This window comes from uncultured Paraglaciecola sp. (assembly GCF_943787955.1).
Lineage (GTDB): Bacteria > Pseudomonadota > Gammaproteobacteria > Enterobacterales > Alteromonadaceae > Paraglaciecola.
In genome coordinates, this window is record NZ_CALSOK010000021.1 from 83,271 (window position 1) to 107,881 (window position 24,611).

18 protein-coding genes and 4 pseudogenes are annotated in these 24,611 nt (G+C 41.2%); 15 read left to right on the plus strand and 7 right to left on the minus strand.

Annotated elements, in window-relative coordinates; all coding sequences use genetic code 11:
- Positions 1 to 45: 45 nt before the first annotated feature.
- Together Q0Y52_RS17835 and Q0Y52_RS17840 are read left to right on the plus strand one after the other, a co-directional pair.
- Positions 46 to 831, plus strand: a complete 786-nt coding sequence (locus Q0Y52_RS17835) for an ATP-binding cassette domain-containing protein (RefSeq protein ID WP_297823878.1) — start codon at positions 46 to 48, stop codon at positions 829 to 831.
- A gap of 38 nt (positions 832 to 869) precedes the next feature.
- Positions 870 to 2,063, plus strand: coding sequence for an ABC transporter permease (locus tag Q0Y52_RS17840; RefSeq protein ID WP_297823880.1), 1,194 nt, complete (start codon positions 870 to 872; stop codon positions 2,061 to 2,063).
- A gap of 403 nt (positions 2,064 to 2,466) precedes the next feature.
- Here Q0Y52_RS17840 and Q0Y52_RS17845 read toward each other — a convergent pair whose 3' ends face one another.
- Both Q0Y52_RS17845 and Q0Y52_RS17850 read right to left on the minus strand, forming a co-directional pair.
- The gene (locus Q0Y52_RS17845; protein ID WP_297823913.1) at positions 2,467 to 2,550 is read right to left on the minus strand and encodes a hypothetical protein; all 84 of its coding nucleotides are present in this window, start codon (positions 2,548 to 2,550) and stop codon (positions 2,467 to 2,469) included.
- Positions 2,551 to 2,915: 365 nt separating this feature from the next.
- Positions 2,916 to 3,101 carry a hypothetical protein gene (locus Q0Y52_RS17850; protein ID WP_297823881.1) on the minus strand — a complete coding sequence of 62 codons (186 nt, stop codon included), beginning with the start codon at positions 3,099 to 3,101 and terminating at the stop codon, positions 2,916 to 2,918.
- 108 nt (positions 3,102 to 3,209) lie between these two features.
- Here Q0Y52_RS17850 and Q0Y52_RS17855 point away from each other — a divergent pair, with 108 nt between their 5' ends.
- From Q0Y52_RS17855 to Q0Y52_RS17905, 11 genes and pseudogenes are all read left to right on the plus strand, one after another.
- Positions 3,210 to 4,430 (plus strand): cation:proton antiporter, encoded by a 1,221-nt coding sequence (locus tag Q0Y52_RS17855; RefSeq protein ID WP_297823882.1) that lies wholly within the window; start codon positions 3,210 to 3,212, stop codon positions 4,428 to 4,430.
- A 58-nt stretch (positions 4,431 to 4,488) separates the two neighbouring features.
- Positions 4,489 to 5,184 carry an NAD-binding protein gene (locus tag Q0Y52_RS17860; RefSeq protein WP_297823914.1) on the plus strand — a complete coding sequence of 232 codons (696 nt, stop codon included), beginning with the start codon at positions 4,489 to 4,491 and terminating at the stop codon, positions 5,182 to 5,184.
- Positions 5,185 to 5,578: 394 nt separating this feature from the next.
- Positions 5,579 to 7,373: pseudogene (locus Q0Y52_RS17865) on the plus strand (carboxyl transferase domain-containing protein).
- Positions 7,374 to 7,467: 94 nt separating this feature from the next.
- Positions 7,468 to 7,713 (plus strand): hypothetical protein, encoded by a 246-nt coding sequence (locus Q0Y52_RS17870; RefSeq protein ID WP_297823883.1) that lies wholly within the window; start codon positions 7,468 to 7,470, stop codon positions 7,711 to 7,713.
- A 159-nt stretch (positions 7,714 to 7,872) separates the two neighbouring features.
- Positions 7,873 to 8,364, plus strand: coding sequence for a DUF1456 family protein (locus Q0Y52_RS17875; RefSeq protein WP_297823884.1), 492 nt, complete (start codon positions 7,873 to 7,875; stop codon positions 8,362 to 8,364).
- A gap of 468 nt (positions 8,365 to 8,832) precedes the next feature.
- On the plus strand, positions 8,833 to 9,792 hold the full coding sequence (locus tag Q0Y52_RS17880) for an aldo/keto reductase (RefSeq protein ID WP_297823885.1): 960 nt from the start codon (positions 8,833 to 8,835) through the stop codon (positions 9,790 to 9,792).
- Between the two features lie 14 nt (positions 9,793 to 9,806).
- Positions 9,807 to 10,798, plus strand: a pseudogene (locus tag Q0Y52_RS17885) (TauD/TfdA family dioxygenase).
- A 59-nt stretch (positions 10,799 to 10,857) separates the two neighbouring features.
- A pseudogene (locus tag Q0Y52_RS17890) lies at positions 10,858 to 11,841 on the plus strand (putative sulfate exporter family transporter).
- 15 nt (positions 11,842 to 11,856) lie between these two features.
- The gene (locus Q0Y52_RS17895; protein ID WP_297823886.1) at positions 11,857 to 12,972 is read left to right on the plus strand and encodes a molybdopterin-dependent oxidoreductase; all 1,116 of its coding nucleotides are present in this window, start codon (positions 11,857 to 11,859) and stop codon (positions 12,970 to 12,972) included.
- Positions 12,936 to 13,130 (plus strand): hypothetical protein, encoded by a 195-nt coding sequence (locus tag Q0Y52_RS17900; RefSeq protein WP_297823915.1) that lies wholly within the window; start codon positions 12,936 to 12,938, stop codon positions 13,128 to 13,130. Before Q0Y52_RS17895 ends, Q0Y52_RS17900 begins: the two co-directional genes overlap by 37 nt.
- Complete coding sequence (locus tag Q0Y52_RS17905) at positions 13,130 to 13,537, plus strand: hypothetical protein (RefSeq protein WP_297823887.1); 408 nt, start codon at positions 13,130 to 13,132, stop codon at positions 13,535 to 13,537. The genes Q0Y52_RS17900 and Q0Y52_RS17905 overlap by 1 nt, the downstream gene beginning before the upstream one ends.
- Positions 13,538 to 14,021: 484 nt before the next feature.
- Here the strand turns inward: Q0Y52_RS17905 and Q0Y52_RS17910 are convergent.
- From Q0Y52_RS17910 to Q0Y52_RS17930, 5 genes and pseudogenes are all read right to left on the minus strand, one after another.
- A pseudogene (locus tag Q0Y52_RS17910) lies at positions 14,022 to 16,437 on the minus strand (TonB-dependent receptor).
- A gap of 231 nt (positions 16,438 to 16,668) precedes the next feature.
- Entirely contained in the window at positions 16,669 to 17,724 is a 1,056-nt protein-coding gene (gene dctP, locus Q0Y52_RS17915) for a TRAP transporter substrate-binding protein DctP (protein WP_297823888.1), read from the minus strand.
- A 252-nt stretch (positions 17,725 to 17,976) separates the two neighbouring features.
- Positions 17,977 to 19,263, minus strand: a complete 1,287-nt coding sequence (locus Q0Y52_RS17920) for a TRAP transporter large permease (RefSeq protein WP_297823889.1) — start codon at positions 19,261 to 19,263, stop codon at positions 17,977 to 17,979.
- Between the two features lies 1 nt (position 19,264).
- Entirely contained in the window at positions 19,265 to 19,807 is a 543-nt protein-coding gene (locus Q0Y52_RS17925; protein WP_297823890.1) for a TRAP transporter small permease, read from the minus strand.
- Positions 19,804 to 21,852, minus strand: a complete 2,049-nt coding sequence (locus tag Q0Y52_RS17930; RefSeq protein WP_297823916.1) for an alpha-xylosidase — start codon at positions 21,850 to 21,852, stop codon at positions 19,804 to 19,806. The genes Q0Y52_RS17925 and Q0Y52_RS17930 overlap by 4 nt, the downstream gene beginning before the upstream one ends.
- A 407-nt stretch (positions 21,853 to 22,259) precedes the next feature.
- Here Q0Y52_RS17930 and Q0Y52_RS17935 point away from each other — a divergent pair, with 407 nt between their 5' ends.
- Both Q0Y52_RS17935 and Q0Y52_RS17940 read left to right on the plus strand, forming a co-directional pair.
- Entirely contained in the window at positions 22,260 to 23,009 is a 750-nt protein-coding gene (locus tag Q0Y52_RS17935; RefSeq protein ID WP_297823891.1) for a GntR family transcriptional regulator, read from the plus strand.
- A gap of 591 nt (positions 23,010 to 23,600) precedes the next feature.
- The gene (locus Q0Y52_RS17940) at positions 23,601 to 24,566 is read left to right on the plus strand and encodes a glycosyl hydrolase family 17 (protein WP_297823892.1); all 966 of its coding nucleotides are present in this window, start codon (positions 23,601 to 23,603) and stop codon (positions 24,564 to 24,566) included.
- Positions 24,567 to 24,611: the final 45 nt, after the last annotated feature.

Consider the following 24,611-nt stretch of genomic DNA (forward strand, 5'->3'; position numbering starts at 1 on the left):
TTGAAGGACTATAGAAATAAATCGCCCACAAACCAGGAAAATGGAATGATAGAAATAAAACAACTGGCTAAGAAATTCGCTGTGGAAAATCCTAAAAAGCTCAGTGAGCAAGAAAAAAAAGACCCGAGGTTAAAAGGGCGCTTTTTTCATTCTGTTCAAGATGTGTCTTTTACATGTCAAAAAGGAGAAGTGTTAGGGTTGCTTGGCCCTAATGGTGCGGGTAAAACGACGACCTTACGTATGTTGTCTACTGCACTTAAGCCCGATAGTGGCAGCGTAGAAATAAGCGGTGATAATGTGTTAACCAATCCTGTTATTGCTCGCAAGAAGATAGGCTTTTTATCGGGTTCAACGGGTTTGTATGGTCGTTTAACCGGTCGTGAAAACATCCATTATTTTGGTCAGCTGCATGGCATGAGCGACGCATCTATTGCACTTCGTATTAAAGAGTTAGCTGATTTATTAGATATGCATAACTTTTTGGACCGACGTTCAGAGAATTTCTCTACAGGTATGAAACAAAAAACCGCTATTGCACGTGCAGTAGTGCATTCACCAAAGCTGGTTATTTTAGATGAACCCACAACGGGCTTAGATATTATGGCCACACAAACCGTACTCGAATTTATTCGTGGCTTAAAAGAGCAGGGTACTCCCGTGATTTTCTCAACGCATCATTTGGATGAAGTGGAAGAGTTATGTGACAAGGTCACTGTTATCGATCAAGGCCGAACTATGTTTGATGGGCATATCGCTAGCTTTAAAGCCCTTGCTGATGGCTCATTGCACCAATCGTTTATGGCCGCCATTCAATCAACTACTAGCGAATAGAGAGCCTTTAGCTGCTTATAAATAAAGAGATATACAATATGTGGTTAGTATTTAAAAAAGAGATAAAAGAATTACTTCGCGACCGTAAAACATTATTTTTTATGATTGCCCTGCCGTTATTAATCTTCCCTTTGATTATTGGGATTGTGGGTTTTGTGAGTAAACAAGCCATAGACAAAGCTGAAACCCAAGTGCTCAATTATGCATTGATAGGTGGCCAATATGCGCCGGATATTGTTAAGGAGCTGCAACAACCAGAAAAATTTAGCCTAGTCGAAATTGAAGGAAACGCCGATTACACCTCAATTATTCGCAATGAAACAGTCGATTTTGTGTTGGAAATCCCCGAAAATTATTCTAACGATGTGCTTAAAAATGGTCAGGCTAACGTTAAATTATATTTCAATGATGCCGGGCTAAATCTGGTCTACAGACGGGTCAATGAAATAGTAAAGAGTCAGTCTGAGTTATTTCAACAAAGCGCGTTTACTAGTCTGGGGTTAGACGCTGCAGAACAAAGTGCACTAATAGAACCGCTTGTATTAGAGAAAGTGAATACCGCTGACGATCGAGAAAATTGGGGCGAAAAAATAGGTGGGATGTTGCCCTATCTGTTGTTTCTAATTTGTCTATCAGGTGCAATGGCTCCGGCTACCGATATTGGCGCCGGTGAAAAAGAGCGCGGTACACTAGAAACGTTACTGATTTCACCGATAGATCGAAATAAAATTGTAATGGGTAAGTTTTTGACTATTGCTTTTGCTGGCACCATGACTGCGTTGATTACTGTTTTGAGTATGGTGATTTGGGGCTTGGTGTTAAGCCAAGGCATGGCAATCAAATTTGTTGCGGATTTTATGGCACAGATTGCGATCCTTGATTTTCTACTGATTTTTCTAATGTTAGTCCCTGTGGTGGCTATATTCTCGGCAGTCTTGTTGAGTATTTCCATCTATGCCAAAAGTTTTAAAGAAGCACAAAGTTACATGGGGCCTATGACTATTTTGGTTGTTGTGCCTATTATGTTAGCACTTTTACCTGGCGTGGAATTAAAGGGAGGCTGGGCTTGGGTGCCGGTCACTAACGTTTCCCTCGCTATGAAAGAATTAGTGAAAGGAACCATGGATTACTACCAATTATTTGCCATATTTGGTTCAACAGTGATTATTGCAGGCGCGTTGTTTGCATTTTGTGTGTATTGGTTTAACCAAGAAAAAGTGTTGTTTAGATAATCAATACCATTAACGTTAAGTTAAAAAGCCATGCTCTAAAGCATGGCTTTTTAGATCCTTGAGAATGTTGCTTATTTCTCAACTATTATGCAATACATTGCTGTTTATCATCGTTGCTCGCAATTACATTCCTAAGCGGCTCTAATACAATTTTACCTGCCTGCTTGGGAGCATATAGTGCTTCGTTAGTGTGAGAGAAGATGTTTGTTTTTCAATCTTTTCCTAAAAAGTCGCGCTGGCAATACTGCAAAATATTTTCTGCTGTTGCAGAAACGGTTCCGATTCAATAGCTATTTGGATACGCTCCGCAATTAAATTGTTAGTCTGATTATCCACCTTTGGTAATAAGTAGCAAAACACATCCTCACAAAATCTAAAGGCTAAGTCGGACCTCTTAGGCTATTTAAAATAGTATCAGCAAAGCCAACAATACTTTATCGCCTTCTTGATGCTCATGAATATCGTTAACTTGTTTAAAGTTGTCCATATCTAACACTAGTAAACCAAAGGGTTGATGATGCTTTTGTGCTTGGCTGGCAGTCTTACCATGGTTTCGTCGTAACTAGCTTTATTTCCTAAGGTTGTTAAGACGTCCTTCATAGCAAACTGCTTGATTGTGATGTTCTAAGGCATTTTTGAATGGATAACAAAATTTAATATGCATTTATTGCAATATTTGCCAATAACTTAACGACAACGGTTAAGTACAGGAATAATCCATACGGCAATGACATTTTTTATCTGCAAACAGTTAAGGGTTTTTAAGTATGTGTTTTTTAGCGTTTGACCAAACCTAGTTCTATTATCTTCAAACTGGATTTTTAGCTCAGACAACGGTAGGGTACTTTTTAATCACTCAAAATATAATTTACTCAGACTGAGCAAGTCTATGGATATTAACAATTCAAGGATGAGTTTATTAAGCTGACCTTGCGTCAGACCAAGTTTGTGCCCATGCTCAAGGTCTTGATTAGCCTCCTCAAGATTGAAATAAGGCTCACCGACATTTGCGTCGTAAAACTGGTTAAGTTGTTCCAACGGTTTCTCCTGCCAACAATATGGCGAATTACTATAGAAAATGATTCTTAGCTAATATTCGGCAAGTATTGTGCTTAGCAAACAACTTAGAAGGATGAACACAACGTTATGCATGGAAATTTAGGCAGTATTGTTATTCTAATGGCCGTAGCAGTGATAACTGTTTGGCTATTTAAACGTATTAATTTACCACCAATTCTGGCCTATCTTTTTTGTGGTATTTTGGCAGGTCCTGATCTCCTCGCATTATTTGAACATCCAGAAGATATGCAAAATTTTGCCGAGTTGGGTATTGTTTTTTTGTTGTTTTCATTGGGCTTGGAGTTTTCACTTCCCAAAATGTTAGCCATGCGTAATCTGGTATTTGGCGTAGGGCTTGCGCAGATGATGTTGACTACTTTAGTGTTTATGGGGCTGGCCTTATTACTGGATTTTGATGCTAAAGCTTCCTTCGTAATAGGTGGGATTATAGCGCTGTCTTCAACTGCCATTGTGATTAAACAAACCAGTGATTTAGGTATCCTGAATACGCCTCGCGCGCAAATCGCGGTGAGTATTTTATTACTACAAGATCTTGCTGTTGTGCCTTTGCTTATATTGGTGCCCTTACTGGCTGCTGATTCCGAACAAAGTTTAGGCATTGCTATATCAATGGCATTTCTTAAGGGGCTATTGGTTGTTGGCATTTTGTTATCCATCGGCAAATGGGTGTTACCTAAAGTGTTTAGTGAAGTGGCCCGCACTCGCACAGATGAACTTTTTGTGTTGACGACTATTATGGTGGCTTTAATGGCCGCAGGTTTAGCTTTTTCCTTTGGCCTATCCATGGCATTAGGCGCGTTCTTAGCAGGCATGATGTTAGGTGAGAGCCAATATAAATATCAACTAGAAGCTGATATACGACCCTTTAGAGATATCCTGATGGGACTATTTTTTATTACTATAGGTATGCGCCTAGAACTACACAATTTGCCAAGTCAGATCCACTGGGCACTATTAGGCTTGGTGATTATTGTGTTGCTAAAAGTGTTGCTTATCCGGATGTCAGCTGAGATTTTTAAATTAGGCAAACAAGATGCTTGGGCGGCCGGGCTTAAACTGTGTCAAATGGGCGAGTTTAGTTTTGTGTTGGCAGCATTGGCTGTCGACCATGCTATTTTAAACTCAGAGCAAGGTTCGTTACTATTAACTATCGGTGTGATGAGTATGGCCATCACGCCTTGGTTAGTCGATAAAAGTCCACAAATTGCCAAAGCAATCAGTCCTGAAGCAACACCTGATGTAAAAGGGTTTAGAACAACTTTCAGCCCAAGACCAACAACTAACTGACCACGTACTCATTTTTGGTTATGGCCGAGTAGGTCAATCGGTTAGTCGTTTATTAAAAATTGAAGCTATTCCTTACATGGTAGTTGATGCTGATCCCATCCGTGTGCAAGAAAGTCAAAGTGCAGGAGAGCCTGTGTATTTTGGCGATGTTAAGCAAAAAGATATATTGCATTCTGTCGGAATTGAAAGAGCCAAGCTGGTGCTGATCACTTTTGACCAGCATGAAAAAGCCATGAGTGTGATTCGTTTAGTTAAACGCTTGTATCCAAACTTGCCAGTAGTGGTGAGAACTAGAAAAGACAATCGTATGGAAGAATTACTTGAGGCAGGCGCATCACAGGTAGTGCCAGAAATTCTAGAAGGTAGTCTAATGTTAGTGACTCAGGTTTTACAATTATCTGGTGTGCCAATGTCTCGCATACTCAAACGCGTGCGTAAAGAGCGCAAGGGACATTATGCCAATATGCATGGTTTCTTTCCTGGTGAAACCACTGAGCTTGATTATATTAAACAAGAGAAATTTGAATTTATGCACGCGGTCATCCTTACTAAAAATGCTTATGCTGTTGGTAAATCATTACAGCAACTCAACTTGCAACAATGGCGGGTTAGTGTCAAGGGACTGAGAAGGGACAATCATGAACTGTCGGAGCCAGATGAGCACATGGCTTTATTGGCCGGTGATGTGATAGTTATTGCAGCGAAACCACGAAAAGTTGAGCGGGCAGAACGATTTTTGTTGGAAGGAGATTGATATAGGTATTGTTTATATTAACGAATGCCTATGGCAGTGATGAGGTTGCAATCCAAAATACTTTAACCCAAAGTAATTAAGCCACATTTTTGCCCGCATGGGTTTGGTTCACTCATTGCCTAGAGTTTATGCAAGCTCAACTGGATTAAGGTGGCTACTTTGGTAAAGTTTTCTATGCTTTTGGCCAATATTCCAAAATCATGCACCTTCACAATAATGGCTGTGTTTACAGAAGCTTTTCCCTTCTATTTATCAATATTTTTAATAACGAGTCTCGAGCGTTTATTGACCTGTTAGTGCCACTTATAGTTTTCATAATTCATGACTTTTGGCGGCGCTAAATATGCTGGTCAATGTTAGAATAAGAAAATTTGATAATTTGCTGATGACTTTTATGCCCCCCATTTACACATTGTGCGCACCCAATATAGGATCTGTTGTTGCTGTACTGGTCAATCAAAATGAGCGAGTACATATAGATCAACCTTTGGTTATTATTGAAGCCATGAAAATGCAAACCACCTTGTGCGCAGACGTTTCGGGCGAAGTAGGCCAAGTTTTTGTCAATGTTGGGGATGATTGTTTTGTGGGGATGCCCTTGGTGGATATGCACGCAGACGATGCTAGCAAGTCAAAAATTGTAAAAATGCCAACTTCCAGTACTACAAATCAAAGATTACTAAACGAACTGCGCACCAGAGAGGCACTCACACTTGATGAGCAAAGAATCGAACAACAACAAAAACGCCGACAAAAAGGTTATTTAACAGCAAGAGAGAATTTACAAAATTTATGCCCCATTAATAGTTTTATGGAGTACGGACAAATGGCGGTAGCTGCCCAGCGTTTGCGCAGAGACTATGATGATTTGAAATCGGCTACTGCCGCTGACGGTATTATCACCGGTGTAGGACAAGTGAATCAAAATTTAATCACAAAGCAAAAAACACAGACCGTCATCGTGATCAATGATTACAGCGTATTAGCTGGCACGCAGGGATATTTCCATCATTTAAAGTTAGATCGGATATTAGCCGTTGCGGTGGATAAAAAGTATCCAGTGGTGATGTTTACTGAAGGGGGGGGGGGGGCGCCCTGGCGATACCGATATCACGACTGTAAATTCTGGATTGCAATGCCAATCTTTTGCCTCCTGGGCTAGTTTACAAGGAAAAGTGCCGCGCATATCAGTGGCAAATGGATACTGCTTTGCAGGTAACGCTGCTTTGTTTGGCGCTGCAGATATCACCATTGCAACTGAGTCTTCATGGATAGGTATGGCGGGCCCTGCGATGATAGAAGGGGGTGGTTTGGGGGTGGTTAAGCCAACTGATATTGGCCCTAGTGCTAAACAGGTTAAAAATGGTGTGATAGATATTTTGGTCGAAAACGAGCAGCAAGCAGCCAAAATGGCAAAAAAATGTTTGTTGTATTTTCAAGGACCATTAGTCGACGGACAACAAAGTACATATGCTGACCAACAAGCTCTTGAACAGGTTCTTCCGGAAGACAGGCGTTTTGTATATGATGTAAAAGAGATCATTAATATTCTCGCAGATACCGATTCTTTTACTGAAATTAAAGCCCAATTCGGTACTGCAATTATTAGTGGTTTTATGCATTTACAAGGTCATCCGGTGGGAGTGTTAGCCAGTAATTGCAAAGTATTAGGCGGTGCTATTGATGTTGACGCCGGCGAAAAAGCGAGTCAATTTATGCATCTTTGCCAGCAGTTCTCTATTCCTTTAGTGATACTATGTGATACTCCCGGATTTATGGTGGGGCCAGAACATGAAGAGAGAGGCGCCGTTCGCAGGCTGGCTCAACTGTTTGTTGCTGGCAGCCAACTTACTGTGCCATTAGTCGCCGTGGTTTTAAGAAAATGTTATGGATTGGGTGCACAAGCATTGTTGGGAGGAAATACCAGTCAGCCAAGTTACACTATTGCTTGGCCCACAGGTGAATTTGGCGCAATGGGGCTTGAAGGGGCGGTTAAGTTGGGTTTTAAAAAAGAACTTGCAGCCATGCAGGATACGTCAGCAAGAAAAGTACTCTATGAACAACTCTTAGCTGCGCAATATCAAAAAGGCCAAGCCCAAGAAGTGGCCAGTGTTCTAGAAATTGATGCGGTTATTGAACCGGCTAATACCAGGCAAACCCTGCTATTAGCTTTAAACATAACCCAATAAATAAGCTAATAGACTTTAGGCTATAAAAAATAGTTGCACAATTAATAATCAATATTTATACTGTATGTATAAACAGTTGTTTGTTGGAGGCAACATGATCAGTTATTCAAATACCACTCTTTGTATAAAAAGTGGTGCAAATAGCGTTGTAAATAGCGTCAACCACAACCATCCCCTTTGCCCCAAGCATTTCGCCAGTATGGACTTGTGTAGTCAGGCTCAAATTTCTGAGAATGCGGACAATATACTGAATAGAATGAATAAACTCAGAGCCTTTGCAAGAGAACAGCAAGCCAAACGTTTGAAGTCACAAAGGCAACAAACCAGTTTTTGTTTCTAAATACTTTTCAAATACAATAGTAATTAAAGCTAAGTTTAAAAGCATATATTGCAGACCGTTATTGATTAACTGTCAATAAAGTAAAACATTCGTTATAAAAAGCTTTAAACTAGTGACATGTTTAAAGTTGGATAAACCAACTTAGTCTTTAGGAATATTATGATCAACAATGATGTTATGCGCCGTTTGCGCTATATCTTCGATTTCAACGACGCAAAAATGCTTGAAATTTTTGCTCAAGCTGATTACCCCGCTACAGTCGCACAACTACATACTTGGTTGCGTAAAGACGATGATCCTGCTTTTGTTGAACTTACCGATCTTCAGTTTTCTCTATTTTTAAACGGTTTGATAAATATGAATCGTGGCAAACGCGAAGGCGTTGAAGCACCCGTTGAGCGTAAACTTACCAACAACATCATCTTTATGAAATTAAAAATTGCTCTCAATATGCAAGCCGAAGCGGTATTAGAAGCAATGGATTTAAGTGGCTTTAAAATCAGCAAACACGAATTAAGTGCCTTTTTTAGAAAACCAGAAAATCGCCAGTATCGTGCTTGTAATGACCAAATCATGCGTAACTTTTTGAAAGGGTTACAGATGAAAATACGTGGGGAAGGAGCTGTTGAAGGTGAAGATGAGCTGGTTTGACTCCCTATTGGTAAATATATGTACTGAATTTATGTATTTTTATTTGACTCCACATAATCTTTTTTACTAGCATCCAGCCAAGACTCCCTGTTCGCCTTTTTCTTTTCTACAATCAAAAGAAGTAGGGGAACAGAACCGATTTGTTCAATACCTTTTATTAGGTGACCATATTAACTATTTCACTAAACGTTCATAAATATTGGCACTCGTTTAGAGCGTATCATTCTCAATTATTTCGATAACTGGATCGCCAGTAAGGTGAACCAGCATTATTCTTCCTTTATGTGTCCATTTAAGTCGTATGTCGAGCTGTTTAAATGAGCGAAGCTATCCTTTAAAGATGCCAGTTTCATCCCAATAAAGCCGCTTATTTCTAAAGCAAGTTTGACAAAGTTTAAGCATTCACTTAACTTAGTCTTATATAAGACATTAAATCAAAATTAACACTTTATTAATTGGATACAATAGATGCCAAATAGTCATAAAACGATGCCAAAAGTTGGCTTTGGTCTTTGGAAAATACCTAAAGATATCTGTGCAGACGCAGTGTATAACGCCATTAAGGCTGGATATCGTCATTTAGACAGCGCTTGTGATTACGGAAACGAGGTGCAAGTAGGTGAGGGTATTAAGCGTGCAATTGATAATGGCCTGTGTTCTCGCGAAGATTTATGGGTGACATCTAAGTTGTGGAATACTTATCATGCTAAAGAACATGTAAAGCCTGCTTTAGAAAAAACTTTGGTTGATTTGCAGTTGGATTATCTCGATTTATATTTGATACATTTTCCTATCGCACAACCATTTGTGGATTTCGATGATCGTTATCCACCTGAGTGGATAACTGATACCGCAGTTGGCAAAATGGAATTAGCACCCGTGCCATTATTCGAAACATGGCAAGCTATGGAAGATTTATACCAACAAGGCCTGGTTAAACAAATTGGTGTTTGTAATTATAACTCGGGTTTGTTGCATGACTTGATGTCTTATGCTCAAACTAAGCCTTCGGTATTACAAGTAGAATCCCACCCTTATTTGACCCAAGAGCGTTTGATGCGTTTAGCTCATCAGTATGAGCTTCAGGTTACTGCTTTCTCTCCCCTTGGCGCGTTATCATATTTAGAGCTGGATATGGCTGGGGCTTCAGAGTCGGTGTTAGAACAGACAGCAGTGAAACAAGCAGCAAAAAGGTTAGGTAAAACTGCTGCACAGGTCGTGTTACGTTGGGGTGTTCAAAGGGGTAACGCTATTATTCCAAAAACATCTCGTCCTGAGCGTTTAAAAGAAAATTTAGATATTTTTGATTTCGAATTGACTTCACAAGAGATGGATGAAATTTCAGCGCTTAACAGTAATAGGCGATTTAATGATCCGGGAAATTTCTGTGAAGCTGCCTTTAATACTTTTCATCCTATTTACGATTAGACAGAGGCCAAGCTATGCAACCGGTTAATTATGTAGAAGTGCCTCACATCAATTAGACTGTGGTGATTCGGTTTTCCCGAGTGTGGTGGTCAACGATGGCTCGCTGACTACCCAACAAGAATGCGACCGACTGGATCAAAGCAAACTTGACTGAACTTGAGGCTAAGTTGCGTGAAATCGGGTGCGATTCTATTCAGAGGGTTTCCTGTGAATTCGGCGGAAAGCGTTCGATGAATTCTCACACTCGTTTGGTTATCCCAATTTCACCTACCAAGAATCTCTGTCGAATGCCGTCAGGTTAAACTTCACCGAACGTGTTTTTACCGCCAACGAAGCGCCCAAAGACGTGGAGATATTTCTCCATCATGAAATGGCGCAAACGCCTATCTCGCCCAGTAAATTGTTTTTCTTTTGTAAAAGTGCCGCCGAGGAAGGTGGCCAAACGCCTCTATGTCGCTCCGACATGTTGTTTCATGACTCTAGCAGCAACACATGCCGACACTTAGCTGCTGATTTTATGAGTAAGGGTCTCAAATACACTACGCAGATGCCAGCAGAAGGTGATCCTAACTCTGGACAAGGACGCAGTTGGAGGAGCACGTTAAGTGTACAAGATGCTGCCCAAGCCGAACAAAAACTGGCTGAGTTAAGATATAGTTGGAAATGGCTAGCAGATAATAGTTTGCGCGCTACCACGCCTGTACTACCTGCTGTTATTGATCTAGGTAACGGAAAGAAAGTATTTTATAATCAATTGATTGCAGCATTTATGGGCTGGAAGGGGGTACGCGAAAATCCCTCTAGCGCCATTACATTTGGTGACGGTAGTGACATTCCTATTGCAGGGTTGCAGTTGGCAGTAAAATTGTCAGAAAAGTTCACCTTTGATTTACCTTGGCAAGACGGCGATGTAGCCTTAGTCGATAATTATATGACTATGCATGGTAGACGCCCATTTTTTGGTGAGCGTAAGAGACAAGTGTTAGTCGCTTTAGCTATCGACTAAACAAAATGTATGATTATTACGTTGTTCTAACTATTTTACTGGCCATATGAGCGAATACATTGCATATAAAAACTAAGCTGCCAGGTATTTTTATTTCTGTCATTGTTGGCCTTGCTGCACTGTTTTTGAGTGAGCATTATGGCGCCCCTGCTATGTTATTTGCCCTACTGTTGGGTATTGCCATGTCATTTTTATATGAAGGCACTACTTGTAAAGAGGGCATTGAGTTTACCGCTTGCCATATTTTGCGGGTAGGCGTGGGGTTGTTAGGTTTACGTATTGCGTTTGGCGATTTAGCTGCGTTAGGTTGGCAAACTGCATTGTTGTTAGTCGTAGCAATTGTCAGCACAATTGGCCTTGGCATTGTTTTAGCCAAGGCACTCGGCTTACAAAAACGCTTTGGCGTTTTGACCGGTGGCGCGGTTGGCATATGTGGCGCTTCTGCGGCTATGGCCATTGCGGCAGTCATGCCTGAGAGTAAAGATAAAGACAGAGATACCCTGTTAACCATTGTTGGCGTAACTGCATTGTCTACCGTGGCTATGGTCATGTACCCAATATTGGCTGAACTACTCAACCTAGACCCTACCCATACTAGTATCTTTTTAGGCGGTACCATCCATGATGTGGCGCAAGTAGTAGGAGCGGGTTATTCAGTATCAGAACAAACAGGGTGATTTGGCCACATTAACTAAGTTAGTCAGAGTGGCATTTTTAATGCCGGTAGTGGTGTGTATTTTGTTAGTCTTGAGAATGAATTTGGACAAGACCTCAGATGCCAAGCCGCCCGGTATCCCTGCCTTTTTAATTGCCTTTGTTGTGCTGATGACAATTAATAGCTGTGGTGGATTTGCCCGAGGCTTGTTACTCAAGGCGCCACCGATATTTCGCGTTTTGCCTTAGTGATTTCAATTGCCGCCATTGGTATGAAGTCGAATCTCGGGCAATTGCTAGAAGTGGGGCTAAAACCTATTCTACTGCTCCTATTACTAGAAACACTTTGGATAGCGGGATTGATACTCCTAAGTTTACCTTACATTTAGGCTGTATTGACTAAAATGAGTAATATCAAAGATAAGACTAATAAAAGTGTTAAGCCAGAAAAAACACCTGCTGATATACCACCACTATATCAACCAGTCCCTGTTAACAGGCGTAGCTTTTTATCTAGCCTAGCTACCATAACAACACTAATTGGTAGCGAAATAGTGTTTGCTCGATTTTTGCCTGCAGGTCTTATCCCAGTGGCCTTTGCCCAGACATCATCGCCTTTTTTGATCCCCGGTAAAGACCCAGAGTTAGTGCTGTTAAACGACAGACCTATAAATGCCGAAACGCCTGCTCATTTACTTAACGATGAGGTGACACCAGCCGATAAACTGTTCGTACGTAATAATGGTATACCGCCACAAAAATTCGATATTGAAAATTGGACACTCACTATTGAAGGGGAGTCAGCAAAGCAAAGTAAAACCTATACCTTGGCAGAACTTAAGCAACGTTTTACCCATTACACCTATCAGTTAACTTTAGAATGCGGTGGCAATGGACGCTCTGAATTCAGTCCTCCTGCTAAAGGTAATCAGTGGACCAACGGTGCAGTAGGTTGTCCTAAATGGACAGGTATACGTTTAGCTGACGTATTAAAAGATGTAGGCTTAAAAGATGATGCCGTTTACATTGGCTATTATGGTAAAGATACACATTTAAGTGGTGACCCAAACAAAAACCCTATTTCACGTGGCGTACCGATAAATAAAGCGCTAGAAGATGAATCGTTGATCGCATGGGCGATGAATGACCAAGATTTACCTGTGATGAATGGCTATCCGTTGCGATTAGTATTCGGTGGTTGGCCAGCGTCAACTTCAGGCAAATGGTTAGAAAAAATTGTTATTCGCAATCAAGTTCATGATGGCGCCAAAATGACTGGAACTGCCTATCGTGTGCCTTGCAAAACAGTGGCTCCCGGTGCCAAAGTAGCAGATGAAGATATGTGTATTATTCATGCTATGCCAGTGAAGTCGTTAGTCACGTATCCCAAATCAGGTGAATTACACCCGCTTGCAAAAAAGTTAGGGGCGTTAATGGCCACGCCTGGGCGGGTGATAAACAGGTTGATAAAGTTGAGGTATCCATTGATTTTGGTCAAACTTGGCAAGCCGCCAAAGTAACTAAGGCACTAAACCGCAATGCTTGGCAGCATTGGCACAGCACGTTGTTGTTCCCACAAAAAGGTTATTACGAAGTGTGGGCGAAAGCCACAGACAGCGACGGCGTGAGTCAGCCTATGGTGCTACCCCGGCTGGAATCCAAAGGGTTACTTAAATAATGCTTGCCATCGTATTGCTGTGCAGGTCGTTTAGGGTGTACTCCATTAATATTCGCTGTATGCCGGTGTTTGTGCTGATCCTGCTTGGGATGAGCACAATAGCATTATCAATACAGGCAAAAGATAAAATAACATACGACCCCATGACAGGTCTTGTCATCAGTGAAAACTATGACATTGTACGTGCTCATTGCACTGCTTGCCATTCTGCAAAACTAGTGACCCAAAATCGTATGACGCGAGAGAATTGGTTAGAAACGATCCGCTGGATGCAAAGGTCTCAAGGGTTGTGGCCACTGGGTGCCCAAGAGCAAAAAATACTCGATTACCTCGAGACCCATTATAGTCCTATAGCAATCAGTCGCCGCTCTCCTATACCCAGCTATTTAATGCCTGTACTAAAATAACCAATTCTTACCTATAACTTTTTTCATAGCGTTAAACTTGGATCTGGTATTCATATCTTAAGTAAAACCTGCGTTGCCAAGAAAATACAATGCAATCATATTATGACAATTCACATAAGCTTTACACTTAAGATTTCAGGCATGATGAGAGTGGATCACTATCCCTAAGAATACAGAAAATAAAGTGATGTTCACAAGAAGGTATTATATGGATTTTCTATAGGCTGTGAACGTGTTGCAGTGAGTTTACTATTTTATGTTACTTTCAAAGGTGAGCCATATGTATTTGTTAACCTTGCATTATAGTTGGCGATGGTATGATGTTGTTCTTTATCTGCACGTCTGAAAGGTTCTGTTATTGTTTCAATAGCATACCTTTTTACTCACCTGATATTGAAGGGCAGACATTTAGATTGTAAAACGCCCATAAAAAAAGCGCTCTCACTTCTTAGAAGCAGAGCGCCAATACACACTAAATTTTTGTTTAGAACTTCGCTCGTAACTGCACACCAAAGTGACGATCTGCATCCCGTGGGATCTGATAACGGAAGTTGTCTCCGCTGTAAGTGGTGACATAACTTTCATCAGTAAGATTTTTGCCAATGATAGAAATACGGTAGTCATCATCACTGAATGAGAAGGCTAAGCTAGCGTTAAAAATGCCATAGTCAGGTAACAGGTCTACAGGGTTCTCTGCACCGGCTGTATTGCCAGGTGCCCCGACAAATAATTCGTCTGTGTAAACATAAGAACCATTTAGATAGATTTCCATATCATCCATTTCCCACACATATTCTCCTGTCACTGAGTATTTTAAATCAGGAGAAAAAGGTAAGTCAGCACCTGATCTGCCATCACAATTTGGCAAGCCAACGGGGCAGCGGAATTCATCAACTTCAGCGTCAACACTTGATAGCCCACCTGTTAGGGTAAGTTGCTCTGTAGCTTGCCACATAAAGTCAAATTCAACCCCCTGGGTGATGACTGAACCTGCATTAGTCAAACGTGTGATAAATACGCCATCTAATAACTCTGGATTATTGGCTTGAAAGCCATCAATATTGGTACGAAATATAGCGGCATTAAAAATTAAGTCACGACTCGCATATTTATACCCTAGCTCATAAGCATCTGATGTTTCTGCACCAATGGGCAAAGTATCGTTATCTGCCATGTTGTAAAACACGTTAAAGGCTGGGCCTTTGTAACCTTGAGAATAAGTGGCGTAGACCATGCTGCTATCATTGATATCAAACTGCGCGCCGAATTTACCTGACACATTTGACTCATCGGTAGAGCCATCATAGTCGGTATCTAGAGAGGCTTCACGCACACCTACACCTTTACGTCCGTATTCATCGTTACTATTTCTGTTGTGGGTAAAACTCACTTCATCAGCGGTGTAACGTACACCAAACAATAATCTTAAATCATCACTGATATGGTATTTACCATCTGCAAACAATGCCCAGTTATCAAACTCGGTTTGCATATATGCTGTGGCGCCAACGATATCATTAGCGTTACACGTTAGACTTTCATCGCTGATAAACTGTTCTATGTCTGAATCAGAGGGGCTGGCAACGCCCAACACGTCAGTGAGATAATTGCCAATCGCAGTTTGGAATTGACCACCGTTATTTTGACAACTGGCGTCACGAGTGAAGTTACGTTCTGATTTTTGGTTCCACCAGAAAAACCCCGCTTGGTAATCTAAGGCTCCACCAGTGGGAGAGGCTATACGGAACTCTTGTGAGACTTGGTCCCATTCTTGAGGGCCTATATCGTGTAATTGAAACGCTACACCTCCATTGTTAACGTTACCAAAATTAACAGGGAAAGGAATTGAGCCAGTCGTTGAAGTGAAATCACCCTCTCTAAATTCAGTATTGTTCCAACTACGGTAGGCGGTAATTGAAGTTAATTGATGTTCACCTAACTCTTTATCCACTTGAATGGAGAATGAAGTGGTTTCATCTAAAGTACGCGTTTCAAAATCATGGTCAATTTGTCTTTGTTCTAAATCAAGAACACCATTGCCTGAGCTGTTAGGTGACGCTTCAGAATTATGTCGGTTACTTGGAGCCAGTTCTAAATCAGCGCAACAACTGTCATTTGAATTTACATTTTCAAAAATAAATAAGATGTCGGTGTCACCAGCCGCTTCGATATCAAGCATGGCTCGCACACCTTCTTTGTCGTAGCCACTGACTGTTTGATTGTTATATACGTTATTAATATAACCATCAAACTGAGACTTTAAAACCGTTAAACTACCACTTACGTTATCGTTTAGCGGGCCTGTTACACTGGTTTTTAAACGGTATTCGTTATCTTGGAAAAGTGTTGCTTCAAAGCTGCCTTCAAACTCATCTGATGGGCGCTTAGTGGTGATATTAACGACACCAGCGGAAGCATTTTTACCAAAAAGCGTGCCTTGTGGGCCACGTAATACTTCAATGCGATCAAGGTCGTATAAGTCCACGAATGCCTGTCCAGAGCGCCCGAGTACCACACCATCAACAACAGTCGACACGCTGGGCTCAGCAGCAACACTAAATGAAATGGTACCCACTCCGCGTATTGTAATCGCTGAATTTCGTGTGGTGTTACCTTTTCTAAAACTAACTGAAGGAACTAAAGCTTGAAGGCCTTCAATATTTGCAGAAAACGCTGAATTGATTTGATTTTCTCTAAGCACAGATACCGCTATAGGCACCTCATTTAAGTTTTCAACACGCTTTTGCGCGGGTAACAGTGATTGTTTCAAAACCTTGCTTTTCTTCACTTTTAACGTTTTCAGCTTCTTGAGCGTTGGCGGTTAGACCAATCGTCATACAAGCAGATAGTGCAAGAGCTTTTGTGATGCCGAAGTGTAAGTTACTGGGTTTAAGTTGCATAGTATTCTCCCAAGATGTGTTCTTGATCTAGTTATGTAACCGCGCTCCAATGAAAGTGTTTCAACTGCTGGAGTAACGAATTATGTGTTATTGGATGGTTGCACCAATTATTATTGTTATTACTTTACCTGTCTTATATAAGACAGAAGACGTGAGAAAATTTAACCTCTAAGTAAACAATATGCAATCATTTTGTTGCTTGGACGTTAATTTTGTGTGTGGCGAGGTGTATTAATGAATATTTGCGTTACATTTCTCAACTGAGGTTTCCAACAAATCTAGCCATTCTTGTCCAAAATTAGTGATAAACCACTGACGCATGTTGACCGATGCATTTTGAAACGCTTGTTTCTCTGCAATAGAAGGGCGGTAAATAGTACCGCCTGCCTGCTCAAAAATTTTATAAGAATTACTTTCCTCATTGGCTACTAATTCACTGGCTGCCGCTTTTAGTTTAATAAATCCTTCTAGTACAATTTGCTGAATATCTTCTGGCAAGGTTTTCCACACGGGTTCAGAAAACCACCATAGAGTTGCCATGTATGAGTGCCCATCAAGAATAATATATTTTAGATGTTCTTGTAACTTAGCACCAATAATATCTTGAATACCGTTTTTACTGCCTTCAACTACACCCGTTGCTAAAGCGGTATAGAGTTCAGCCCAAGATATTGGGGTAGGGTTTGCCCCTAATTGTCTGACCAATTCTTGTTGGATATCGGCTGGTGTAGTGCGAATTTTTTGCCCTTTTAGGTCTGCTGGACTGCGAATGGGTTTATCGGTAGTGGCAAAGTTACGCCACCCTCCAGTATTAGATACTCCAATTAATCGAATATCTAAGCCTTGGCTGAGAACAGTCTCTCGCATTTTAACTAAGATGGGTCCATCTAAAACACATTCAGCCTGTGCATCACTGGTAAACACATAGGGCAAATCTAACACTTGAGCCGGTGCGAAAAAATTACCAGTGCCACCTGCTGTGCTAGGAAACATTTCCAAGACGCCTGATTGTAAACTCCCGATACATTCGGGTACGCTACCGCAAAATTGCCCTGAGGCATAAAGCTGTACTTGTACACGGCCGTTGCTGTTCTTCTCCACATGTTCTTTGAATGCCAAGAGTCCAACATAATCTTCATCTTGGGTGGAGGCTTGAATCGACGCTTTAATAGTAAACTCTGCTTGGGTCACGCTAGCTCGAAAAATGCCTATTAAGCAGCCAATTGCAATTAGCCCATAAATAATCAGTAATATTAAGCGTTTTAATAGGGGCTGTTGATTTTTCATATATCACCGAGACTGAGGTCATTTTTTTGGATAGCGAGGCGTTTGCCTTGAAGTTTAGTTATTCTAAACGAGAGGTAAACAACGAAGATAGGCGAATAAATGGCCCAGCCCTTTAGGGTTTTCCTCAAAACGCATTCACTCGGCGTTAAAACCTGTTTATTTAAATGGCCAAACTTCACAGATTTTGCCTTGATTGAACACCTTTTGAGGAAAATCTCGGCGACATATGAAAGATAAACAGCCCCTTGCATATTAAGCGAACCCAAAAAAGGTAGGTAAGGTCATTGTTAGGGCCGGGAAGTAAGTGATCAGAAAGATGACAGCCGCTTCTACGGCTAAAAAGGGCAACATTTCTAAGGCTATATTTTCCGTTTTTTCACCTGACACGGCAGCAGCAACAAACAACACTAAACCCATAGGTGGTGTGGCGAGCCCCACAGTTAAATTCACACACATGATCACCGCGAAGTGTAACGGATCTATGCCCAGTGATATAAATATAGGAGCGAGCACGGGGCCTAAAATTAAGATGGCGGGGCCTGCATCTAAGAACATACCGATAGCAAATAAAAATAAGTTTATGATCAGCAACAGCAACAACACATCGTCGGTGACACCCAATATTCCTGAGGCGAGCGTATCGGCCATACCCGATACCGTAATGATCCAAGCAAAAGTGACCGCAGAGCCGACCAGTAATAAAATGGTCCCAGATTGCACAGCGGCATTAACTAATATCGAAGGTAACTTTTTAAATTTGAGAGTGTGAGTCACAAACAGGGTGATAATTAGAGCGTAACCTGCTGCTACTGCGGCGGCTTCGGTGGGGGTAAACACGCCAAGGACTATACCGCCCAACAAAATGATAGGTGTTAACAGCGGTAAAAAAGAACTTTTAAATGCGCTCCCTCGCTCATGCCACGTGGCTTTTGCATTAGCAATAGGGTAATTTCGTTTTTTGGCAATATGGCTGGTCATTAACATCAAACCTGTGCAAATCAAAATGCCTGGCACTATGCCGGCCAAAAACATGCCTGCGACAGATACATTCATGATAAACGCGTACAAAATCATAATGCCTGAGGGCGGTATAATGGGACCAATGACAGACGAGGCCGCAGTTACCGCTGCAGCAAAACGTCTACTGTAACCATTTTGCTCCATGGCTGGGATCAGCATTTTACCTAAGGCCGAGGTATCTGCTACCGCTGAGCCAGATAAACCTGCAAATAACACTGAAGATAAAATATTCACTTGGGCTAACCCACCTCGATAGTGGCCTATCAAGGTTTGGCTAAAACGCACAATTGAGTGGGTGATACCCCCCTGATTCATCAACTCGCCAGCGAGTATGAAAAACGGCACTGCCATCAAAGGAAAAGAATTCATGCCTGAGTAAAGTCTATTTAACAGGGCAGAGAAGAACACTTCCTTACCGTCTAAAATTAAGCTGACGCCGGGGCCAATTAACAGTGCGAATATGACTGGGGCACCGGCGGTTAACAATAAAATAAATACCCAAAAGTAACTTAATGACATATTAGGTCAGGTCCTGATGTGGTGCGTAGCAATGATCTAAGGGTAAGCATAATTGCTCGATGAGTTTTTCTAGACCAACCAGACAAATGGAGCCAAAAGCAAAAGGTGCACAGCTATAAAAGTAAGCTAATTTCACGGGCACAGACGATGCGTTGATACTCAGCCCTGTCTGCCAAAATCCTAAGCTCTGCAGGAAAAATATCCCGCAAATAACGATCACTAATAAGGTGATCATCAGTTCGGTTAGTCTGCGTAAGATTGCCGGTAGTGCATCAGCAAACATTTGGATAGACACGTTTAAGTGCTCACGATACGCCCAAGGTGCCACTAAACAGGCTACCCAAACCATGGCAAATTTTGCCAGTTCTTCGGTCCAAGCTAATGAATCGTTGAGAACATATCGAAAAAACACCTGCATCAGTATCATGCCTAACATAAGGGCAAGTAATCCACCGGCTAAGTTTTTGGCTACACTCGCTACTGCATAGTTAAACTTACCCAATGGCGTATTGATAGCAAACAATTTTTGCTGCAGTTTAATCATAGTAATTTTGCATCTTTAACTGGCCAGTAATGACTGATTTGTTGGCCAATGTTGGGATGTGCTAATTGTTCGGTATGCAACACATTTGGGCCTATAGGTATTTTTTGAGCCGCGGGAACAAACGCGGCTATTTCGTCTAGCGCTAACGTCAGTTTGTGAACGCCCCCTCCGGTAAAGGTTTTTTGTCCAGGGAATCTCAGCCATTGGCCTTGAGGTAAATAAAATTCCACCTCACCACCGACTTGTGTGCAAGGTACCACCAATAAATTGTCACCAAACATAAACTGTATTTCAAAACCTCTGGCTAATCTGTCATCAGGAAAGGCTAAGGCCATAGCACGCATCACCGGTAAACCTGTTTCGCTGGCTTGCTGCATAGTAGTTTGAATATAAGGAATCAGTTGATACCGTAATTTTAACGCCTGATTAACCGCATATTCTGCCTCTTGACTATAACTCCAAGGCTCTCTTTGTCCTATACCGTGAAGACGCATATGGGCCGAAAAAACAGCCGTTTGTGACCAGCGAACAAATAACTCTGAATCGCGGGTGTCTTTGTAAAATCCGCCCACATCGGTGGCATAATAAGGTGCACCAGACATTCCCCAAGACAAAGCACCACGAATGCTACCAATCAGCCCCCCCCAATCTGCTTGTGGATCTCCACCCCATTGACTGGGATAGCGCTGCGATCCGGTCCAAGCGCTGCGGCTAAATAAGAATGCACCTGTTTTGCTATATTTTTCAGCTGCTCGATACACACAGCGGTTATATAATAAGCTATAAACATTATGTAATCGATGCCCACAATCACCGTTGTGGGCAAGCATATTGTCATCTTCTACTTGCTCGCCAAAGTCCGCCTTGATCATATCTATGCCTAGGTCGAATAACGGTTTGTGTGATTCTAGCCAAAAGGCAAAAGCGTCCGGATGCGTGAAATCAACTATGCCTGACTCGGGCAATGGCGTAAGTACTTCGGCAAAGGCACTCATATCCCATTGATACCGGTAGGCTTCGCCACTGCGTTTATCTTTAAGTAACCAGCCCTTATTAGCCATTTTTTTAAACAATGGATTTTGTACAGATACTAAAGGGTATTCCCAAATACACACTTTAAAGTTCATGGCTTTTAAGTCACTAATGACTTTACTTGGCGCGAAGTCGGTAAATCGTTTTGGATCCCATTCAAAGGCGAAGCGAGTGTCGGTATCTTGCCATGCGCGTCCATCTAAAGTGATCACATCGCAAGGCATATTATGTTCACGCACTGCTTTTGCGGTCGACATTAGTTCGGGTACATCTTTGTAATAGGCTTTAGATAAGATCACACCCAAGCTCCACACAGGTGGTATGGGTGCTTTGCCTGTTAATTCGGTATATTGATGGATTATGTCACCACCATTTTCACCTTTAAGGATAAAGATATCTAATGCGTCATCTTCGACCAACAAGCCATAAGCTCTTTGCGACCAAGGTGCATAACCGACAGCATGAGTGACTGGAGCAGGGGTATGTACAAATACTCCCCACCCTGATGGACTCCAAGCAAAAGGGGTGTTTTTATAAGAAATTTCGGCGTTCACCCCAAGGGCGTCATGATTATATGAGCGAATAAATTGACCTCGTTTATTCAAGCTCGACCATTTTTCGCCTAACCCATACACCGCTTCTTCTGCGTCTAAGTCTAAGCTGAACAACCAACCTTGAGCCGTTTTTGCTAAAGGTGGCATACGGAATTGGCGTACAAAATGTCCATCGTTAGGTGTTTTTTGTACGCTTTCTCCATCGTAACTTAAGGCAAATGAAAAAGGAGTATGCTGTATCAACAGTTTATAATCATCGCAGGTAATGGTGGTACCTTGTTCTGAGTGACTGAGACCACAAGTGAGTGTTTCAGGCTCTTGCAGTAGCATTTCATAATGGGTATTAGACTGACCTGCTATTCGAAGGCGTAATCCACATGAGTGAAAACTCACCTGTAACGATCCAACCGAAGTGGGTAATATAATCGAATCATCATCGGCAAAATAAGCCTCACCCATCACAGTCACTTGGGGCACTGTATTCCAATCGGGGGCGGATAGATTAAGTTTGGGAGCAAGTGATGGTGTAAGCAAGGACAAAGGTAACCTCTGATTGTTTTTAAACGCTACATTTTATTCATCAGAAACTTGGTTCTGAACATTCCTGCTAAGTGAACGGATCAAACATGAATAAAGAATACGCCATTAATCTTATATAAGACACAAGTTATAGTAGTGTTAAATTTTTGTCAATCGATGAGAAAAATACATCGTGTATGAATGGTATCTGTCATTATTTTTACTGCTTATTGCCAGTGCCAATTGCTTTTTGTCTAAACTTTTTAGAGATAAAATTTATTTAATATCTTGTATAAGAGTCATAGTTAATAATATTCTATAGGTACGTTAAATTTCTGTTCACGTTAATGAATAAAAATCGCTTTGATAATAAACTCAGCCGCCCTGGGCTAGCTTTCCAACCTTTATATAAACAAGTTGAAGAACATGTGACTCAACTGATTGTCGAGCAACGTTGGAAGCCTGGTGAAATGTTACCAAACGAGTTTCAATTAGCGAGTGAGCTGAATGTTAGCCAAGGCACGGTTCGCAAAGCCTTAAATAGCTTAACCGATGCAAAAATTCTGAATCGTAAGCAAGGTATTGGCACCTTCGTATCTGAGCATACTGGCCATCACAGTTTGTATCGGTTCTTCCCATTAATTGCAGATGGAAGCTCCCCTGAATTACCCAAAGCGGAATTGTTGTCAATAGAAACGCAAGAGGCATCACAGCAGGTTGCACAAGCGTTAGAATTAGACTCCTCAGCAAAAGTAATTGTGCTCACTAGAAGGCGAATTTTGAATAACGAGTTTTGTATGGCTGAAACTATCTTTTTACCCCACAAGTATTTTGCTATATTGGAAAAAAAACCTGAAGTCCCTCATACCCTTTACCACTTTTATCAAACCCAATTTAACCTAACAGTACGCGATACTAGAGACAGTATAAAAGCTGTGCTTGCCACAAAAAAAGATGCCCAGATGTTAGGTATACAAGAAGGGGATCCCCTACTCGAAGTGACAAGAGTCACCCACTCTTTAGACAACAAGGCGATTGAATTTAGATTGAGTCGCTGTCGTAGTGATCATTATCATTATTTGGTGCAGCTCGATTAAGTTGGACTCACTGAGGAGTTGTTATCAAGCTGGCTCCTCAAAAATAACCATAGTATTTAATTGATTATTCCCTTGAGAACCTCTATTGCCTATAACGCCCATTACCCACGTCATTTCATTTTTAATATTCATTTAAATTTGTTGTTAGGCCGTTGTTTGGGTAAAGCGAACACTCGGTATTTTGATTCATTAACCAATCTATTTATATCAAAGCTATTATTTTAAATTCTTAGAATAGCCATTCCAGCCAATGAACATTTTAGTGACGAATGTACGCTGTTTGATTTTAACGTTTTGAAGGGGCGGAACTTTTAAAAAAATGTCATTTCATAACTTAACTGCCATATTACTTTCACTAATACCAACCACCATAGGTGATTGGTATAATGAATGGTAACCGCCATTACTCACCCCTATAAACGGGATAAAAGTCCGTTACAGCGTAAATAACTTGATAACTATGCCGCAACTTCGATTAACTACAGTGAATGATCAATAAAGCATCCGGATTGTGGGAAATACAATATGAAATTATTATCTTTTATCACCATGATATTAATATTGACGGGCTTTCATTTTCAGGCGATTAGTATGACAACAAAAAACCATGATTCTTCGAACATTAAGAAAGTATTTGACCCTAGGATAAATGACAGATGGATAGGGATAGGCATATCTTATGGCTCTTATCGTGACGGTGAAAGCCCAAGCAAAAGCAGTGTTTCTTCTGAGGAAGACATTCTGCAAGATATGATGTTATTGACTGCTAATAACGCTATATCCTGGAATCTTATCCGTATGTATGCGGCTGATGCGGCGAGTGAACAGGTATTAAAGACTATTAAAAAACACAATTTACCTGTCAAAGTCATGCAAGGCGCTTGGCTATCTTCTACTCAGACTGACGAAGAAAATGAGCAACAAATTTCAGAGGTGATTCGTTTAGCCAATGAATACCAAGACATAGTGGTGACAGTCAACCTTGGCAATGAGATTTTTGTCGACTGGTCAGCGCATAAACTCAAAGTTTCTGATTACCCAAAGTATTTAGGATGGGTTAAAAAAGTTAAAGCACAGACGCAAGTACCAGTCACACTAGCCGATGACTATAATTTTTGGAACAAACCATGGAGCCAAGAAATAGCACAAGCATTGGATTATATTGTTCTGCATGCCTACGCAATGTGGAATTCACAAACCTTAGAAAATGCCTTGCCATGGACTGAGAAAACCTTCCATGATATTCAAACCCTGCACCCCAGTAAGCAGATTGTGTTGGGTGAATCAGGTTGGGCAACTAGTGCTGTCACAAGTAATGGTGATGAAAGCTTGATCATCGGTGAAGCTAGCGAAAGCGCCCAAAAAGTATTTTATGACGCTTACAGACAATGGCTGGTAGACAATCATATTGTGTCTTATTATTTTGAAGCCTTCGATGAAAAGTGGAAAGGTGGCGAAAACAAGCCTGATGGCATTGCAGAGAAAAATTGGGGGGTGTTTCGTTCAGATCGCACACCTAAAACAGCCTTAGAAGAATATTATAATATCGACAAATAATAGTTTTATTGAGCCTGTAAAGTGCTTAATAAAGGATTATCTAGA